This window comes from Stenotrophomonas sp. YJH_SMC_10, from assembly GCF_059371555.1.
The window spans coordinates 21,369-38,814 of the sequence record NZ_JCAFUS010000009.1; the positions used below are offsets into that span (position 1 = coordinate 21,369).

The 17,446-nt window shown below is 67.8% G+C and carries 18 protein-coding genes; 9 read left to right on the forward strand and 9 right to left on the reverse strand.

What is annotated here, in order from left to right; all coding sequences use genetic code 11:
- Positions 1 to 35: 35 nt before the first annotated feature.
- Together AC5P9C_RS12660 and AC5P9C_RS12665 are read right to left on the reverse strand one after the other, a co-directional pair.
- Positions 36 to 686 (reverse strand): DsbA family protein, encoded by a 651-nt coding sequence (locus AC5P9C_RS12660; protein ID WP_164083083.1) that lies wholly within the window; start codon positions 684 to 686, stop codon positions 36 to 38.
- A 106-nt stretch (positions 687 to 792) separates the two neighbouring features.
- The gene (locus AC5P9C_RS12665; protein WP_057495005.1) at positions 793 to 1,593 is read right to left on the reverse strand and encodes a c-type cytochrome; all 801 of its coding nucleotides are present in this window, start codon (positions 1,591 to 1,593) and stop codon (positions 793 to 795) included.
- Between the two features lie 157 nt (positions 1,594 to 1,750).
- On the opposite strand from AC5P9C_RS12665, the gene yihA reads away from it, so the two are divergent.
- Positions 1,751 to 2,353, forward strand: a complete 603-nt coding sequence (yihA, locus tag AC5P9C_RS12670) for a ribosome biogenesis GTP-binding protein YihA/YsxC (protein WP_049466467.1) — start codon at positions 1,751 to 1,753, stop codon at positions 2,351 to 2,353.
- Between the two features lie 72 nt (positions 2,354 to 2,425).
- Here the strand turns inward: yihA and AC5P9C_RS12675 are convergent, their stop codons facing one another.
- The 3 genes from AC5P9C_RS12675 to AC5P9C_RS12685 all read right to left on the reverse strand — a co-directional run bounded on the left by AC5P9C_RS12675 (position 2,426) and on the right by AC5P9C_RS12685 (position 5,548).
- Entirely contained in the window at positions 2,426 to 3,397 is a 972-nt protein-coding gene (locus AC5P9C_RS12675; RefSeq protein ID WP_414615310.1) for an MBL fold metallo-hydrolase, read from the reverse strand.
- A gap of 625 nt (positions 3,398 to 4,022) precedes the next feature.
- Entirely contained in the window at positions 4,023 to 4,847 is an 825-nt protein-coding gene (locus AC5P9C_RS12680) for a helix-turn-helix transcriptional regulator (protein ID WP_053506212.1), read from the reverse strand.
- Positions 4,844 to 5,548 (reverse strand): VIT1/CCC1 transporter family protein, encoded by a 705-nt coding sequence (locus AC5P9C_RS12685; RefSeq protein WP_057495007.1) that lies wholly within the window; start codon positions 5,546 to 5,548, stop codon positions 4,844 to 4,846. Before AC5P9C_RS12685 ends, AC5P9C_RS12680 begins: the two co-directional genes overlap by 4 nt.
- 151 nt (positions 5,549 to 5,699) lie before the next feature.
- Between AC5P9C_RS12685 and AC5P9C_RS12690 the strand changes: the two genes are divergently transcribed.
- Positions 5,700 to 7,064 (forward strand): glutamate--cysteine ligase, encoded by a 1,365-nt coding sequence (locus AC5P9C_RS12690; RefSeq protein ID WP_049470395.1) that lies wholly within the window; start codon positions 5,700 to 5,702, stop codon positions 7,062 to 7,064.
- Between the two features lie 91 nt (positions 7,065 to 7,155).
- Here AC5P9C_RS12690 and AC5P9C_RS12695 read toward each other — a convergent pair whose 3' ends face one another.
- Entirely contained in the window at positions 7,156 to 8,214 is a 1,059-nt protein-coding gene (locus tag AC5P9C_RS12695) for an NAD(P)-dependent alcohol dehydrogenase (protein WP_343541585.1), read from the reverse strand.
- A gap of 104 nt (positions 8,215 to 8,318) precedes the next feature.
- Between AC5P9C_RS12695 and AC5P9C_RS12700 the strand changes: the two genes are divergently transcribed.
- Positions 8,319 to 9,203: a LysR family transcriptional regulator gene (locus AC5P9C_RS12700; protein WP_049470402.1), complete on the forward strand. Its 885-nt coding sequence runs from the start codon at positions 8,319 to 8,321 to the stop codon at positions 9,201 to 9,203.
- Positions 9,204 to 9,254: 51 nt separating this feature from the next.
- Here the strand turns inward: AC5P9C_RS12700 and AC5P9C_RS12705 are convergent, their stop codons facing one another.
- Complete coding sequence (locus AC5P9C_RS12705; RefSeq protein WP_312558159.1) at positions 9,255 to 9,671, reverse strand: VOC family protein; 417 nt, start codon at positions 9,669 to 9,671, stop codon at positions 9,255 to 9,257.
- A gap of 114 nt (positions 9,672 to 9,785) precedes the next feature.
- Between AC5P9C_RS12705 and AC5P9C_RS12710 the strand changes: the two genes are divergently transcribed.
- Positions 9,786 to 10,463 carry an SMI1/KNR4 family protein gene (locus tag AC5P9C_RS12710; protein WP_343541592.1) on the forward strand — a complete coding sequence of 226 codons (678 nt, stop codon included), beginning with the start codon at positions 9,786 to 9,788 and terminating at the stop codon, positions 10,461 to 10,463.
- 49 nt (positions 10,464 to 10,512) lie between these two features.
- Here the strand turns inward: AC5P9C_RS12710 and AC5P9C_RS12715 are convergent, their stop codons facing one another.
- Positions 10,513 to 11,616: an alkene reductase gene (locus tag AC5P9C_RS12715; protein WP_343541595.1), complete on the reverse strand. Its 1,104-nt coding sequence runs from the start codon at positions 11,614 to 11,616 to the stop codon at positions 10,513 to 10,515.
- Between the two features lie 130 nt (positions 11,617 to 11,746).
- On the opposite strand from AC5P9C_RS12715, the gene AC5P9C_RS12720 reads away from it, so the two are divergent.
- On the forward strand, positions 11,747 to 12,652 hold the full coding sequence (locus AC5P9C_RS12720; RefSeq protein ID WP_049470409.1) for a LysR family transcriptional regulator: 906 nt from the start codon (positions 11,747 to 11,749) through the stop codon (positions 12,650 to 12,652).
- Here the strand turns inward: AC5P9C_RS12720 and AC5P9C_RS12725 are convergent.
- Positions 12,634 to 13,674 (reverse strand): hypothetical protein, encoded by a 1,041-nt coding sequence (locus AC5P9C_RS12725; RefSeq protein WP_049470412.1) that lies wholly within the window; start codon positions 13,672 to 13,674, stop codon positions 12,634 to 12,636. The two genes, AC5P9C_RS12720 and AC5P9C_RS12725, sit on opposite strands and share 19 nt — an antisense overlap.
- 177 nt (positions 13,675 to 13,851) lie before the next feature.
- Here AC5P9C_RS12725 and frmR point away from each other — a divergent pair, with 177 nt between their 5' ends.
- From frmR to fghA, 4 genes are read left to right on the forward strand one after another with little or no spacing between them, the layout of a single operon-like run.
- Positions 13,852 to 14,127: a formaldehyde-responsive transcriptional repressor FrmR gene (frmR, locus tag AC5P9C_RS12730; protein WP_049470415.1), complete on the forward strand. Its 276-nt coding sequence runs from the start codon at positions 13,852 to 13,854 to the stop codon at positions 14,125 to 14,127.
- A gap of 58 nt (positions 14,128 to 14,185) precedes the next feature.
- A complete protein-coding gene (locus AC5P9C_RS12735; protein ID WP_053461366.1) occupies positions 14,186 to 15,295 on the forward strand; it encodes an S-(hydroxymethyl)glutathione dehydrogenase/class III alcohol dehydrogenase in 1,110 nt (369 codons plus the stop codon).
- A gap of 8 nt (positions 15,296 to 15,303) precedes the next feature.
- Positions 15,304 to 15,648, forward strand: a complete 345-nt coding sequence (locus AC5P9C_RS12740; protein ID WP_049470423.1) for a YqcC family protein — start codon at positions 15,304 to 15,306, stop codon at positions 15,646 to 15,648.
- Between the two features lie 22 nt (positions 15,649 to 15,670).
- Positions 15,671 to 16,501: an S-formylglutathione hydrolase gene (gene fghA / locus AC5P9C_RS12745; protein ID WP_049470427.1), complete on the forward strand. Its 831-nt coding sequence runs from the start codon at positions 15,671 to 15,673 to the stop codon at positions 16,499 to 16,501.
- Positions 16,502 to 17,446: the final 945 nt, after the last annotated feature.

Sequence of the window (17,446 nt, forward strand, 5' to 3'; positions counted from 1 at the left end):
GCGGCGACAGCGCCGTGTCGAGGGTGGGCGTTGGTTCAGCGGCCGCGGGCGGCGCGGGCCTGGGCGATCAGCGCCGAGGCGATGCGCAGCTGGTCGTCGAAGCTGTTGCCGCGCACCAGGTACTGGCCGTTGATGATGATGGCCGGGGTGCCCGGCACCTTGGTGCGCTGGGCGAACGCGCGCGCGGCCTCGACCCTCTTCTGCACGGCATCGCCGCGCAGCGCCTGGAGGTAGCGCTCCGGGGTCACGCCGTAGGCCTTGTAGAACGTGGCGAGCTCATCGGCCGAGACGTTCTGCATCGGCAGCGATCCCTGCTCGTGCAGGGCCTTGAACACGGCAGCGTGGCTGCGCTTGGCCACGCCGACTTCGTCGGCGGCGTAGTAGGCCAGTGCCCAGGCATCCCAGGCGCCACCGAAGGCCGCCGGGACCGGCGTGAAGCGCACGTCGGCCGGCAGCTTGGCCGCCCAGGCTTCCAGCTGCGGTTCGAAATGGGCGCAGTGCGGGCAGGTGTAGCCGAAGACTTCGACCACCTCGATCTTGCCGGCCAGCGGCTGGAACGGGCCCGGCTGGGCGATGCGCTCGTAGTCTTTGCCCTCGACCAGCGGGGCATTGGCGGGGGTGGCGGCGCAGGCTGCCAGCGGCAGCAGCACCAGCACGGACAACAGCAGGCGGGAAATCAACCTCATTGACACGCATCTCCGTTGAAAAAAGCAACGCCGGCGCAGCCGCCGGCGTGAAGGAAACATACCGCAGCCGTGGGCCGACGTCGCGGCCCCGGCCGACCAGTGGTGCTCAGGGGGCGGCAGCCGGTTGCGTCGGCGTGGCTGCAGCGGCCACATCGTCGGCCTTGTTGTGCAGGCCCTGCAGGTAGCTCGACAGGGCCTGCACCTCCTGCTCGCTGAGCTTCTGCGCGACCGTGGCCATGATCTGGAAGTGCGCCTTGTCGGTCTCGTTGGTCTGGCCGGCCTGGTACTCCTGCAGGCGGCGCGCGACATAGCTGGCGTGCTGCCCACCCAGGTGCGGATAGGCCGGGCCGGGATTGCCGGCACCGCTGGGGCCGTGGCAGGCCATGCAGGCCGGCAGCCCACGCTTGGCATCGCCACCGCGGTAGAGCTGCTGGCCGATCTCGTAGAACTTCATGCCCTTGTAGGGGCCGTCGGTGACCGCCGTGTCGTCGGCGATGCCCGCGTTGGCCTTCTGCGTGGCGAAGTAGGCGCCGATATCGCGCATGTCCTGCGGGGTGAGGTTCTGCACGAACGGCACCATCGCCACCGCGGCGCCGGAGCTGCGCTGGCCATTGGCGATCAGGGCCATCTGCTGGGCCACGTAGCGTTCGCTCTGGCCAGCGATGGACGGATACATCTCCACCGTGGAATTGCCGTCGGCGCCATGGCAGGCCGCACAGGCCGTCGCCTTGGTCTGGCCGGCCTTGGCATCACCCCAGTGGGTCTTGCTGAAGTCCACCTCCAGCGACGCGGTGCGGATCGGCCCGTTGTCGGGCAGCGGAGTCAACGTGGTCTGCGCGAACGCAGCGGCGGCAACGACTACGGCAGTGGCAAGGGCGGATACGGCAAGAACGCGAGCGTGGCGCATGCTGAAGCTCCGTATGGACCGGGCGGGGCGATGGCGGCCGGCATCGCCCGGATTATCAACGCCGTTTCCGCGCACGGTCAACGCAGCAGTGCAGCAAAAATGCCGGCACGGGCCGCCGGCACGGGCGCGCGGCGCCGCAACATGCGATCCTAGGCATATGTCATTGCTCATCGAACGCGCCCGTTACCACCTCTCGGCCCACAACGTGCGGCAGCTGCCGCCCGATGAAGGGGCCGAAGTGGCCTTCGCCGGCCGCTCCAACGCCGGCAAGTCCAGTGCGCTCAACGCGCTGACCCGCCAGAACGCCCTGGCCCGTGTCTCCAAGACCCCCGGCCGCACCCAGCAGCTGGTGTTCTTCCAGATCACTCCGGACGCGCACCTGGTCGATCTGCCCGGCTATGGCTACGCCAAGGTGCCGCTGGACCTGCAGGCGCACTGGCAGGCCTTCATCGACAGGTATTTCCGCACCCGAGAGGCCCTGAAGGGGCTGGTGGTGGTGATGGACATCCGCCATCCGCTGAAGGACTACGACCGGCAGATGCTGGCCTATGCCGTGCAGCGCGGCCTGCCGGCGCACGCGCTGCTGACCAAGGCCGACAAGCTCAGCCGCAGCCAGCAGATGCAGACCCTGCAGAAGGTGCGCAAGGAGCTGCACTCGGCCTATGGCGACAGCGTCAGCGTGCAGGTGTTCTCCGGCGAAGACCGCACCGGCGTGGACGAAGCCCGCGGCGTGATCGGCGGCTGGCTGGGGCTGGAATAAGGCTCTCCGGTCGCCCGGCTGGCAGCCGGGCGCTACCCGATCGGGTGGGTGCCGACCTTGGTCGGCACACCCTCACAACGGCGAATACTCCGCCGGCACCCACGCATACGCCTGGCCTTCGCTGCGCACGTGGCCCAGGCCCGGGAACGGCAGGTGTGCACCGGCCACCCACCAGCCGCGGGCGGTGGCCTGCTGCAGCAGGCTCCGGCGGCTGGCGATGGCCGCCTTGCGGTCCGAGTCGGCCTCGAACGCCGCCTCTGGGTGCGCGAATTGCACCGCGTGGAAGTGCAGCACATCGCCCCACACCAGCAGTGACTGGCCCTGGCTGTCGAACCGGTAAGAGACATGGCCGGGGGTATGGCCATGGGTATCCATCGCTACCGCGCCACCGGGCAGGGCATCGCCGGGGCTGAAGGTGCGCAGGTGGCCGCTGGCCTGATACGGCGCCACCGCGTTGCGTGCCAGCGGGAAGGCGAAGCGCACGCCCTTCGGCGCGGTGGCCTCGCTGGCCGGGTTGAGCCAGTAATCGGCATCCGCCTTGGACAGCCACACCGTGGCATTCGGGTAGGCCGGCTTGCCCTGTGCGTCGAGTACGCCGCACAGGTGGTCCGGATGGGCGTGGGTCAGCAGCACCTCATCCACCTCGGACGGGTCCACGCCGGAGGCACGCAGATTGCCCAGCACCTGGCCCAGGCCGGGGCCGAAGCACTGCGCGGTACCGGTGTCGACCAGGGTCAGGTGGTTACCCTGGCGCACCAGGAAAGCGTTGATCGCGGTCTGCAGGCCTTTCTTGTCTTCCGGTACGTAGCGGCCTTCCAGCAGGCGGCTGACCAGCGTCGCTGGCACATCCACCACTTCCTGACGACCCAGCGCGACCACGCCATCGAACAGCGCGGTGACCTGCAAGGTGCCGACGCGCTGGTGGTAGACGCCGGGTACCTGCTGGGTGGGCGCGGGCGAGGTGGCTTCGGCCAGCGCAGCCAGCGGCAGGGAGGACAGGACCAGCAGCAGGGCGCCGCGCAGCGGCAGGGGGTGCAGGGTCATGGCGGTTCTCGGTGAACGGGTGATTCCGTGGTGCCAGCGTGCCGTGACGGGCGTGTGCGCGGCGCTCAATCCGCTGCGCGGAATGCTCAGGGAAGGGGTGTTGTCTGCAGGGCTGCGCCCTGCACCCGCAGAGGCAACAGCAACGGCAACGGCAGCGGCCGAAGCAAAAGCTGGTTTCCTGTGGGATGGCGGGGTGGGTCCGGTTGCGGGAGACGCCGTAAACCCGTCCATGGGGGCTTGGCCGCGGCATCCATGCCGCGGACACTCCCGCAACCGGACCCACCCCGCCTTCGACAGTTTTCCGCGATCTGTTGGAAATGCTCTTGGGGTCAGATCCGTTTTCCGCAGGAAAACGGATCTGATCCCAGATCGATTTCGATATCTGACAGATGTGTCGACCAAGGTCGACACCTACCAACAGTCGCGAAGATCTGTCAGAGGTGGGGCGGTGTCGGAGTGCGGGGTGTCAGCCGCATGGATGCGGCTGCCAAGCCCCCAGGGATGGGTTCACGGCGTCCCCGCACTCCGACACCGCCCCGCCATCCCACGGATAGCACGCTGTTGCTGTTGCTCCGGCTCTTGCACTCGCTTCGGCGGGTGCAGGGCGCAGCCCTGCCGAACGCCCTCAAATGTCGGTCGGAGCCAGTCCGTACTGCTCGGCGAAGCGCTTGCTGAAACTCGCCGCAGACCGGTAACCCGCGCGTGCGGCGACGGTCTTCAGTGGCAGGTCGGTGGTGTAGAGCAGCTGCATGCCATGCGCCAACCGCGCCTCGGTGAGCAGCTGGCGCAGGCTGGTGGCTTCGGCGGCGAGGCGGCGGCGCAGGGTGGCGCCGCTCAGCGCGAACTGCGCTTCCACATCACGTGATTGCCAGTCGCGTGCCGGTTCGGCGGCGATGCGGTCGCGGATCTGTTCGCTCAGGCTCGGCGCCTGCGGCAGCAGCAGGTTGCCATGACCTTGGCGGCACAGGGTCAGCACCAGCGAGGCCAGGGCCAGTCGCGCTTCGCTGTAACGCCCGTCCTGCAGTGATTGCCGCCACTGGCGCAGCACCACGGCATGTTCGATCAACGGCAGCCGCGCCATCGCCGGGCCCGGGGCAGGAAGCTCTTCGTTCCAGAGCGTACGCGCCGCCGCCAGCACTTCGGCGCAGAGCGGCACGATGGCACTGAGGTAGCGGCCGCTGCAGGGATCAGGGGTGTTGACCACGTCGATGCGGCACCGCTGGGTCAGCAGCAGGATGTCGCCGGGAACGAACGTCAGCGACTGGTGTGCAGTGCGCACCTGCTTGCGGCCTTCCAGCAGGATCGCGAACTGCGGCTGCGGAACCTCTACCGAACTGGCGCCATGCTCGCGGCGCGCGGTGATGCAGGCGTAGCCCTCGGCGCGCCCGCAGCCGGCCAGACTGGCCATCTCGGCCAGCACTGCGGTGGCCGGTGGGAGCATGCCGGTCATGACACCTGGGCACCGAACAGGCGACCGACGCCGGCCGCCGCAGCCATCGCCAACGCGCCCCAGAACATCACCCGGATCGCGCCGCGCACAGGCGGTGCACCTCCGGCCCGGGCTGCCACCGCGCCGGTCAGGCACAGGCCGAGCAGGGTGCTGGCAGTGGTCATCAATGCGACCTTGTCGACCGGCGCCAGTAGGGCGGTCAGCACCGGCAGCGCTGCTCCGCAGGTGAACGCACCGGCCGAGGCCAGCGCCGCCTGCAGCGGGCGCGCGCGCAGGGTGTCGGTGATGCCCAGCTCATCGCGGGCGTGGGCACCCAGTGCATCGTGGGCGGTCAGCTGTTCGGCCACCTGCCGGGCCAATGCAGGCTCCAGGCCGCGGTGGCGGTAGATCGCAGCCAGTTCCTCCAGCTCGCTGTGCGGGTCTTCGCGCAGTTCGCGTGTTTCCATGGCCAGGTCGGCCGCTTCGGTGTCGGCCTGGGTCTGCACCGAGACATACTCGCCGGCGGCCATCGACATCGCGCCGGCCACGGTGCCGGCCACGCCGGTGGCGAGGAGGGTGGCAGCGGAGGCGCCGCTGGCCGCCACGCCGACCACCAGGCCGGCCACCGAGACGATGCCATCGTTGGCGCCCAGCACGGCGGCACGCAGCCAGCCGACGCGCTCGGAGCGGTGCAGTTCGGGGTGTCGCGAATGGCGGCTCATGCGCTGAGTGTACGAGGGTCAAGAGGGCGTCGGTAGGATGCTGAAACCCGTCACCGTCGCATGACGCAACGGGGTGCCACGCTATAGTGCGCCCTTGCGATGGAAGGCCGCGAGCCCCACATCCCCCGCCACCGTCCAGCGAGCCTTCCCCTTGTCGAGCCCCAGCCACGTCGCCGATACCCCCATTACCGACCGCTCGCAGCTGGTGGAGGTGATCGCCTCCGGCGAGAAGCCCCGCGCGCAGTGGCGCATCGGCACCGAGCACGAGAAGTTCGGGTTCCGCCTGGATGACCTGCGCCCGCCGACGTTCGAGGGCGAGCGCGGCATCGAAGCGTTGCTCAACGGTTTGGTCCGCTTCGGCTGGGAGCCGGTGCAGGAAAACGGCAACACGATCGCGCTGCTGCGCGACGGTGCCTCGGTGACGCTGGAACCGGCCGGACAGCTGGAACTGTCCGGCGCGGCGCTGGAGACCATCCACCAGACCTGCGTGGAGACCGGCACCCACCTCAACGAAGTGGCACAGGTGGCCGGCGAACTGCAGCTGGGTTTCCTCGGCATGGGCTTCCAGCCGAAGTGGAAGCGCGATGAAATGCCGTGGATGCCGAAGGGGCGCTACAAGATCATGCGCTCGTACATGCCCAAGGTCGGCTCGCTGGGCCTGGACATGATGACCCGCACCTGCACCGTGCAGGTGAACCTGGACTACGCCACCGAAGCGGACATGGTGAAGAAGTTCCGCGTGTCGCTGGCGCTGCAGCCGATCGCCACCGCGCTGTTCGCCGATTCGCCGTTCACCGAAGGCAAGCCGAACGGCTACCTGAGCTACCGCTCGCACATCTGGACCGACACCGACGCCGACCGCACCGGCATGCTCGACTTCGTGTTCGAGGATGGCTTCGGTTACGAGCGCTATGTCGACTACCTGCTCGACGTGCCGATGTATTTCTCCTACCGCGATGGCATCTACCACGACGCCAGCGGGCAGAGCTTCCGCGACTTCATGCAGGGCAGGCTGCCGGTGTTGCCGGGTGCGCTGCCGACCCTGCGCGACTGGTCGGACCACATGACCACCGCGTTCCCCGAAGTGCGCCTGAAGAAGTACCTGGAAATGCGTGGCGCCGATGGCGGCCCGTGGAGCCGCCTGTGTGCGCTGCCCGCGTTCTGGGTCGGCCTGCTGTACGACGACACCGCACTCGATGCTGCCTGGGACCTGGTGCATGACTTCACCCTGGCCGAGCGCCATGCGCTGCGCGATGGCGTGCCCAAGCATGCGATGAACCTGCCGTTCCGCAATGGCACGGTTCGCGACCTGGCCCGGGAAGCGGTGAAGATTTCGGTGGAAGGCCTCAGGCGCCGCGCAGCGCGCAATGCCGACGGCCAGGACGAGAGCAAGTTCCTGGACGTGCTGCAGGAGATCGTCGAGTCCGGCCTGACCCCGGCCGAGCGCAAGCTGGCGCTGTTCCATGGCCGCTGGCACGGCGACGTCGATCCGGTGTTCCGCGAATTCGCGTACTGATCGTCATGCGGGGTTGCCGGCCAGCGGCCGGCACTACCAGAAGAAAAACCCCGGCATTGCCGGGGTTTTTCATTTCCACATCTGCGTTGGATCAGGCGGCGTCCTTCATCGTCGCCATGTCGATCACGAAGCGGTAGCGCACATCGTTCTTCGCCATGCGTTCCCAGGCCTCGTTGACGTTCTTGATGTCGATGATCTCGACATCGCTGACGATGCCGTGCTCGGCGCAGAAGTCCATCATTTCCTGGGTTTCGGCCATGCCGCCGATCGCCGAGCCGGTCAGGTGCTTGCGGCCGAAGATCACGCTGCCACCGGTCAGCGGCGGGTCCAGTTCGGTCAGTACGCCGACCAGGCACATGGTGGCCTCGCGCTTGAGCAGGCCCATGTACGGGTTGGTGTCATGGCCGACCGGGATGGTGTTGAGCAGGAAGTCGAAGCTGCCGGCGTGCGCCTTCATCTGCGCGGCATCGCGCGAGACCAGTACCTCATCGGCGCCCAGGCGCTTGGCATCGGCACCCTTTTCCGGCGTGGTGGTGATCATCACCACGTGTGCGCCCAGTGCCTTGGCGAACTTCACGCCCATGTGGCCGAGGCCACCGAGACCGATCACGCCCACCTTCTGCCCCGGACCGACCTTCCAGTGGCGCAGCGGCGACCAGGTGGTGATGCCGGCGCACAGCAGCGGTGCGGCCGCCTTCAGGTCGAGGGTGTCGGACACCTTCACCACGAAGCGCTGCTCGACCACCACGTGGTCGGAATAGCCGCCGTAGGTCGGCGCGCCGGTTTCGCGTTCACGGCCGTTGTAGGTCCAGGTCGCACCCTCGGCGCAGTACTGCTCCAGGTCGTGCTGGCAGGCGTCGCAGTGGCGGCAGGAATCGACCATGCAGCCGACGCCGGCGTGGTCGCCGACCTTGAAGCGGGTGACTTTGCTGCCGACTTCGGTCACCCGGCCGATGATCTCGTGGCCCGGCACCATCGGGTAGATCGAGCCACCCCAGTCATCGCGGGCCTGGTGCAGGTCGGAATGGCAGATGCCGCTGTAGAGGATCTCGATGCGCACGTCGTCCGGGCCGACCGCGCGACGTTCGAACGCGTAGGGCACCAGCGGGGCGGTATGTGAATGGGCGGCGTAACCACGGGCGAGGGACATGGGGAATCCTTGGCAGGGTTTATCGAAAGGCGCTTTACAATACGCCCCATGCCCAGTGGCAAGAAGCGCGGATATCGGCATGATTCATCAAGTGAAACTGCACAATGGCCACTGACAACCTGACGCATCTGGCCGCGTTCGCCGCAGTCGCCCGCCATCGCAGCTTCCGCCGCGCCGGTGCCGAACTGGCATTGTCGACCTCGGCGGTGAGCTATGCGATCCGCGCGCTGGAAGAGCGGCTGGGCGTGGGCCTGTTCCATCGCACCACCCGCAGCGTGGCCCTGACCGAAGCCGGGCAGCGCCTGCTGGAGCGCCTGCAGCCGGCGTTGGGGCAGGTGCACGACGCACTGGAAGAAATGAACCACTTCCGCGCCGCCCCGGCCGGCCTGCTGCGCATCAACGCCACCCGCGCGGCGGTGCCGACCCAGTTGGGGCCGCGGCTGGCGCGCTTCCTGCACGCCCATCCCGACGTGCGCGTGGAGCTGACCGAGAACGATGGCCTGGTCGATATCGTCGCCGAAGGGTACGACGCCGGCGTGCGCCTGCACGAGTTCGTACCCGAGGACATGGTGGCGGTGCCGATGGGCCCACCGCTGCGTGGCTTGATTGTCGGCTCGCCGGACTACCTGCGGCGGCGCCCGGCGCCACAGCATCCGCGCGACCTGGCCGCACACGAATGCATCCGCTTCCGCTTCGCCAGCGGGCACCTGTACAAGTGGCAGTTCGAGCGCGGTGGGCAGGCGCTGGAGATCGATGTACCGGGGCGGCTGACCCTGTGCGAGCAGGGCACGATCGTGCGCGCTGTTCTGGATGGCATCGGCCTGGCGTACGTGCTGGAAGACACGGCAAGGCCGTACATCGACTCGGGGCAGATGGTGGCAGTGCTGGAAGACTGGAGCGAACCGTTCGCCGGCTTCGCGCTGTACTACCCGAAGCAGCGGCAGATGCCGGGCGCGCTGCGGGCGTTCGTGGATATGCTGCGGGCGTAGTGGCGGTAAGGGATGCAGTGCCGACCCACGGCCGGCACCCACCCCAATCGCTCATGTCACCAGCGCGTCGTAGCCTTCGCCACTGAACTGGATCAGGCAGAAGCCGTGGCCGAATGGATCGGCCAGCACGGCGATGCGTCCCCAGCGACGCTCGCGCACGGAGTGCTCGAGTGTCGCCCCGGCTGCGACTGCACGTGCCAGCGCGGCGTCGATGTCATCCACCACCCAGTCCAGGTGCAGCGGGGTCCAGTGGCGCTCGTAGTCGCGCACGTCGCCGTCTTCGGTGGTGGCGCTGCCAGCCTCGTTCTGCAGCAGGTAGAGCGGTGTTGGCCCACCGAGCAATTCCACGGCCCCCGGGCCGAGACGGCGGCCGATGCGCAGTCCAAACGCGGCCACGTAGAAGGTTTCGGCGGCGGCCAGGTCGGGCACGTCGAGGTTGACGATGAAGCTGTAGGCAGGGGCGTTCATGGCAGCGATGGGCGGCATCCGGTGGTCGCAGTCTAGTCCTGCCGCGTGCTGCCGCCGGTTCATCTGCTGCGCGCATTCGGGCAAGCTGGGCGGTCTCTATCGACAAGGACATCCATGAGCACGCTATCTGACATCGAACGGGCCACCGGCCAGTCCTTCCCGCCCCTGTTCAAGCAGTTGCATGCAGCGGGTCGGTTGAGCTGGGGTGCCCCACATCCGGAATGGTCCAAGGTGGTGTTCCCGACGCTGCAGGCGGATCCGCCGGTGCTGCTGTACGCCCAGGAATACGAACCGCTGGAACACGATGAACTGCGCGAGGCGTGGCAGGAACTGACCGCCGAGGATCATTACAACCCCCTGCGCACGGACCTGCAGCTGCTGCCGTTTGCGCGGACGGGTGGCGGCGACAGCTACTGCTTCTGGAGCAACGCGCCCGGTGTTGCTGAACCGCCGGTCGTGCTGGTGTGGCATGACGATGATCGTGCCGATGTGCTGGCCGCCAGCTACCAGGACTTCCTGTTCCGCAAGATGGTCGAAGCAGTTGCCGACTACCAAGCGCCGTACACGCTGCTTTCGCATGGCGAGCTGGCCAGCAATCTGCAGCGCTGGCTGCACAGTCATCAACCGTTCCTGCGCGATGACCAGTACGCGGCGTTGCAGCGGCTGTTCGCCCGTGTTGACGCTATTGCCGAGGGACGTATCAGCGACGAGGATGCGCAGGCCATCGTCGCTGAAGTGATCGGCTTCGAGCGGTTGGACCATTCGTTCGCCTACGTGCGCGAGGACGCCTGATCCAAGGGTCGGAGCCCCCCCTGTGGCGGGGATCCGACCCCGTGCGGGATCAGCCGGCGGCCGGGTAGTCGAGGTAACCCGCTTCGCCGCCCCCGTAATAGGTGGTGCGGTCCGGAGTGGCCAGCGCGACGTTGCGCTGCAGGCGCTCGACCAGGTCCGGGTTGGCGATGAACGGTTGGCCGAACGCGGCCAGGTCGATGGTGCCTGCCTCGACCCGCTGCAGCGCGCGTTCGCGGGTCATGCCACCGGCCAGGATCAGGGTGCCGCCGTAGGCCTGCTTGAACTGCTGCAGGAAGGCCTCGCCCAGCACCGACTGGCCCGCCTGCAGGTTGTCGTTGAGATGCGCGTAGGCCAGGCCGCGTTTGCCCAGTTCCCCGGCCAGGTACAGATAGGTGGCTTCGTTGTCGGGGTAGAACGGCATGTCGAAGGTGAGGTTGTTCGGTGCCAGGCGCACGCCGATACGGTGGGCACCGATGCGCTGCGCCATCGCATCGACGGTGTCCAGGATCAGGCGCGCACGATTGGGCAGTGAACCGCCATAGCGGTCTTCGCGCTGGTTGATGAGCGGGTTGAGGAACTGTTCGAACAGATAGCCGTTGGCAGCATGCAGCTCGATGCCGTCGAAGCCGGCCGCGATGGCGTTCTCCGCGCCGCGCACGAAGTCGTCGACGATGCCGGGGATCTCTTCGGTGGCCAGCGCACGCGCCGGAGTGGGATCGGCATGGCCGCGGCTGCCGTCGTCCAGGTAGACGAACGAGGTGTTCTTCGGTGCGCTGGCGACCGGGCGAGTGCCAGCGCTGACCGGTTGTCCGCCATCGGGCTGCAGCGAGGAATGCGACATGCGGCCCACATGCCAGAGCTGGGCGAAGATCGTGCCCTGTTCGGCATGCACGGCCTCGGTCACCTGCTTCCAGCCCGCCACCTGCTCGGCCGACCAGATGCCCGGCACGTCGATGTACCCCTGGCCCTGCGGCGAGACCGGGGTGCCTTCACTGATGATCAGCCCAGCGCTGGCGCGTTGCCGGTAGTACTGCGCGGTGAGCGCATTGGCGACCGAGCCGGGGTTGCGGGCACGGGTCATCGGGGCCATCACGATGCGGTTGCGCAGGAGGGTGCCTGACAGGTCGAAGGAGCGGAACAGGGTGGCGGTCATGTCGGTCATCTCGGTGCGGGGGAGGAGCGCCAGCGGCGCGATGCCCACAGGATGGAGTTGACATGCGGGCGCATAAAGCGCTTCGATCTCCCTGAGTGTGGGACTATTTGTCCCCAATGTGGGGGAAAGAATGCTGCCGCTGGAATCATTGAATGGCCTGGTGACCTTCGTTACTGCGGCCCGCTCGGGCAGCTTCACCGAAGCGGCCGATGCACTGGGCGTCTCACGCTCAGCGGTGGGCAAGGCCATCGCCCGGCTGGAAACGCGGCTGGGGGTGCGCCTGTTCCACCGCACCACGCGGCGCATCGCGCTGACCACCGACGGCGAGGCGTACTACGCGTCGTGTGCGGCGGCGCTGGAAGAAATCTCCGCCGCCGAGGCCTGCCTGGGTTCGGCCGGCCTGCCCAGCGGGCGGCTGCGCATCGACATGCCGTCCTCGTTCGGGCGGCTGGTGGTGCTGCCGGTGCTGCTGCGGTTGTGCCGGCAGTACCCGGACCTGCAGCTGACGATGACCTTCACCGATCACTTCGTCGATCCGGTCGAAGAGGGCATCGACCTGCTGATCCGTTTCGGTGGGCTGCACCACGCAGAGCACCTGGTCGCGCGCCGGCTGGGTCGCCAGCGCCTGGTCACCTGTGCATCGCCGGAGTACCTGCAGGCGCATGGTGTGCCTGCGACCGTGGAGGAACTGGCACAGCACCGCAGCATCGTCGGCTTCCGCCACGGGCAACCGGTGGCGTGGCGGATTGGCAGTGATGATGCCGAAGGAACGTTCATCCCGAATGCGGCCTACCAGCTCAACGACGGCGATGCAGTGATCGACGGCGCCATTGCTGGGCTGGGTATCTGCCAGATGCCGGAGTCACTGGTGCGCCGGCACCTGGAATCCGGCGCGCTGCAATCGGTGCTGGATGCGCACATGCAGCGGCATATCGACATCCATGCGCTGTGGCCGCCAACCCGCCACCTGCGGCCGAAGGTGCGTTATGTGGTGGATGAGCTGGCGCGGCTGGCGGCTCAGGGATTGTTTGACTGAGCCGGGGCTGCCACGTCGGGTGCGCCATCGAGCGTGTTGCGGGGCGGGAACGCCATCATCCCTGCCAACTGGCAGTACGCGGCAGCATCCAGGAAGGTGGTGGGCACATGGTCCTCAAGCTGGCGGACTTTGCGCAGTCCTTCGATCGGTTCGAGGATGGCCGGAAAATTCTTGTCCTGCTCGTCCAGGACGCGGTCAAGCCGGTCTTTCAGCGGGCTCTTGTAGAAGAAGTCCGGCAGCACGATGCACATCTGGGTGCCGGGCCGCGAGGCGATCTCGCGCATCGCCGTTTCGAATGCGTCGGCATGTTCGGCATCGTCGATGCGCAGCTGCAGGTCCTCCGCCTCGCCGACCGGGCGGTAGTACACGCTGCCCGGGCGGAACAGGAAGGTATACAGATGCGTTCCTTCCACCTTGTACGTCTTTGGTGAGCGTTGCCGCTGCAACTCGGTGGGGAGTGGCACTGAGCGCCCGTCGGCCAGCAGCAGCCTGGCGTTCATGCCGCAACTGCTGCCGTCGGTACCGAACGATACTTCGTAGTCCAGGCCGGGTTCCGGCGTCAGCAGGAGCGAGGGCGGCAGCGTGAAGCGCAGGTCGCGAACCCTTTCGCCCGCGGGAACGCAGCGGCGATTGCCCTCGAAGTTGGCCATCACATTGACCAGCTGGCCCGGCACCAGTGCGAATTCGCGATAGAAGGGCTTGCGGATACCGCCCAGCGTACCGGTGGCGAATGACTCGGGCATGCCGATCGAGGTGCTTTCATTGCCGGTGGCCAACGAGGCGAGCGTGCTGAACACACCCTTGGACGCCTTGCTCTCCACCCTGACCACCTCGGCTTCGGCGCCGCTGCGCGTGTGGTTCTTGCGCATCGCCAGATACTGGCCATTGGCACTGAACAGGCGGATGCGCGCCGGTTGCTGCAGATCCACCTGGGCCGTCGCGTCAGTGGGGGCCTGCTCGGCCAGTGCGGGGAATGCCAAGGCCATGGCCAGGCAGGCGGGCAGCAGGAGGCGCACCATCATCAGAACTCCGTGTCATTGCCGGCGACTCATTCGCCATCAGGCACCGGGTAGCGGCTGCGTGGCGGCGTTCTTTAGCCCGGCTCTGCCGGCGGATCACGATGACGGCAGGGCGCGTCGGTGACACTGGCAGGGTGGCCGTGTATACTATCCCCCAGTATAGTTCCGAAGTGGCCCGCCATGCCGCACTCCCCCGAAGAGAAGAAGAAGGTCCTGGCCCGCGTGCGCCGCATCCGCGGCCAGTGCGATGCGCTGGATCGCGCGCTCGAAGCTGGCGCCGACTGCGGGCCGGTGCTGCAGCAGATCGCCGCCATCCGTGGCGCGGTCAACGGCCTGATGTCCGAGGTGATGGAAGCCCATCTGCGCGAGGAGTTCGGCCAGCCCGCCGCCTCCGACGCACAACGCGCCGAACGCGTGCGCGACATGAGCGCGTTGATCCGCTCGTACCTGAAATAAACGACGGCGCAACAGTGCGCCGCCCATCCTGTTACTGCCTGCCCTTGGAGAAGCCACCATGAAGTCCCGTGCCGCCGTCGCCTTTGGTCCCGGCCAGCCGCTGCAGATCGTCGAGATCGACGTCGCCCCGCCGAAGAAGGGCGAAGTGCTGGTGAAGATCACCCATACCGGTGTCTGCCACACCGATGCGTTCACGCTGTCCGGCGATGACCCGGAAGGCCTGTTCCCGGTGGTGCTGGGCCATGAAGGCGCCGGCATCGTGGTTGAAGTGGGCGAGGGCGTGACCAGCGTCAAGCCGGGCGACCACGTGATTCCGCTGTACACCGCCGAGTGCGGCGAGTGCCTGTTCTGCAAGAGCGGCAAGACCAACCTGTGCGTGTCGGTGCGCGCCACCCAGGGCAAGGGCGTGATGCCCGATGGCACCAGCCGCTTCAGCTACAACGGCGAGCCGCTGTACCACTACATGGGTTGCTCGACCTTCAGCGAGTACACCGTGGTGGCCGAAGTCTCGCTGGCCAAGATCAACCCGGACGCCAACCCGGAGCACGTCTGCCTGCTCGGCTGCGGCGTCACCACCGGCATCGGCGCGGTGCATAACACCGCCAAGGTGCAGGAGGGCGACAGCGTAGCGGTGTTCGGCCTGGGGGGCATCGGCCTGGCGGTGATCCAGGGTGCGCGCCAGGCCAAGGCCGGCCGCATCATCGCGGTGGACACCAATCCGTCCAAGTTCGAACTGGCGCGCGAATTCGGCGCCACCGACTGCATCAACCCGAAGGACTTCGACACGCCGATCCAGCAGGTCATCGTTGAAATGACCACCTGGGGCGTAGACCACAGCTTCGAGTGCATCGGCAACGTCAACGTGATGCGCGCGGCGCTGGAATGCGCGCACCGTGGCTGGGGCCAGAGCGTGGTGATCGGCGTGGCCGGTGCCGGGCAGGAGATCTCCACCCGCCCGTTCCAGCTGGTGACCGGCCGCAAGTGGATGGGCACTGCCTTCGGCGGCGTGAAGGGCCGCAGCCAGCTGCCGGGCATGGTCGAAGACGCGATGAAGGGTGATATCGAACTGGCGCCGTTCGTCACCCACACCATGGAACTGGACAAGATCAACGATGCCTTCGACCTGATGCATGAAGGCAAGTCGATCCGTTCGGTGGTCCATTACTGAGCCGCGTCATGGGCTGGCTGGATGCCCTGCGCCGGCCGCGTGCGGAAGACCCGCGCGCGGCCCTGGTCGACCCGATCGAGCAGGCGCTGCGCGCGCTGGGCTGGGTCGACGGCGACGTGGGGCCACCGCGTGCGGTGGATTCACCTTTCGGTATCGACGAGATGCCGTTCGAGCACTGGCTGGCACAGGTGTTCCTGCCGCGCCTGCACGAAGCCCGCGCCGACGGCCAGTGGCCACCGCGCAGCGACGTGGCGGTGGCGGCGTACCGCAACCTCGACGGCCAGCCCGGTGTCGAGCCGCTTCTGCACCTGCTTTCGCAGCTGGATGAACTGATCAATCGACGCGCCGGCTGAGGCCGGTGCGCAGGAGAGCCTGATGGAACGCATTGAACACCGCGCCTGTTTCGGTGGCTGGCAGGACGTCTACCGCCATCATTCGACCACGCTGGGCTGCGACATGCAGTTCGCCGTGTACCTACCGCCGCAGGCGGAAACGCAGACGCTGCCGGTGCTGTACTGGCTGAGTGGGCTGACCTGCACCGAGCAGAATTTCATCACCAAGGCGGGCGCGCAGCGTTATGCGGCCGAACACGGCGTGATCATCGTCGCGCCAGATACCAGCCCGCGCGGTGATGACGTGGCCGATGCCGAAGGCTACGACCTCGGCAAGGGCGCGGGGTTCTACCTCAACGCCGCCCGCGCGCCCTGGGCGAAGCACTACCGCATGCATGACTACGTAGTGCACGAGCTGCCGGCGCTGATCGAAGCGGAGTTCCCGGCGACCGGCGCACGCGCCATCAGCGGTCACTCGATGGGCGGCCACGGTGCGTTGGTGATCGCGCTGCGCAATCCGGGGCGCTACCGCAGCGTATCGGCGTTCTCGCCGATCGTCGCGCCCAGCCATGTCCCGTGGGGGCAGAAGGCGTTCACTGCCTATCTGGGTGACAACCCGGCCGACTGGGCGCAATGGGACGCCTGCGCACTGATTGCCGCGGCCAGCGAGCGGCTGCCGTTGTTGGTCGACCAGGGTGAGGCGGACGAATTCCTGCAGACCCAGCTGCAGCCGCAGCGCCTGCAGGAGGCCTGCGCGTCGGCCGGCCATCCGCTGACCCTGCGCCTGCAGCCGGGCTACGACCACAGCTACTACTTCATCGCCAGCTTCATCGGCGAGCACATCGCCCACCACGCCCGCGCCCTGCACGGCTGACGCCTTGCCGGTAGTGCCGGCCGCTGGCCGGCAACCTGCCGCCGCGTGATTCCCACGGATGCCGGCCAGCGGCCGGCACTACCGTGGCGGTGCCCGCGGCGTGTTGTTTTGCCGCAGTGGATCACGCAGTTGTGGCGTGCCGGCCCATCGCACCCACACGCTGTACGCCTGAGGCCTTTCCGGTAGTGCCGGCCGCTGGCCGGCAACCTGCCGCCGCGTGATTCCCACGGATGCCGGCCAGCGGCCGGCACTACCGTGGCGGTGCACGCGGAGCGTCGTTTCGCCGCAGTGGATCACGCCGCTGTGGCGTACCGGCCCACCACACCCACACGCTGTACGCCTGAGGGTTTTCCGGTAGTGCCGGCCGCTGGCCGGCAACCTGCCGCCGCGTGATTCCCCCGGATGCCGGCCAGCGGCCGGCACTACCGTGGCGGTGCGTGCGGCGTGTTGTTTTGCCGCAGTGGATCACGCCGCCGTGGCGTACCGGCCCACCACACCCACGCGCTGTACGCCTGAGGCCTTTCCGGTAGTGCCGGCCGCTGGCCGGCAACCTGCCGCCGCGTGATTCCCTCGAATGCCGGCCAGCGGCCGGCACTACCCTGGCGGTGCGTGCGGCGTGTTGTTTTGCCTCAGTGGATCACGCCGCCGTGGCGTGCCGACCCATCACACCCACACGCTGTACGCCTGAGGGCTTTCGGTAGTGCCGGCCGCTGGCCGGCAACCCGCCGCCGCGTGATTCCCACGGATGCCGGCCAGCGGCCGGCACTACCGTGGCGGTGCACGCGGAGCGTCGTTTCGCCGCAGTGGATCACGCCGCTGTGGCGTACCGGCCCCACCACGCCCACGCGCTGTACGCCTGAGGCCTTTCCGGTAGTGCCGGCCGCTGGCCGGCAACCTGCCGCCGCGTGATTCCCACGGATGCCGGCCAGCAGCCGGCACGAACCT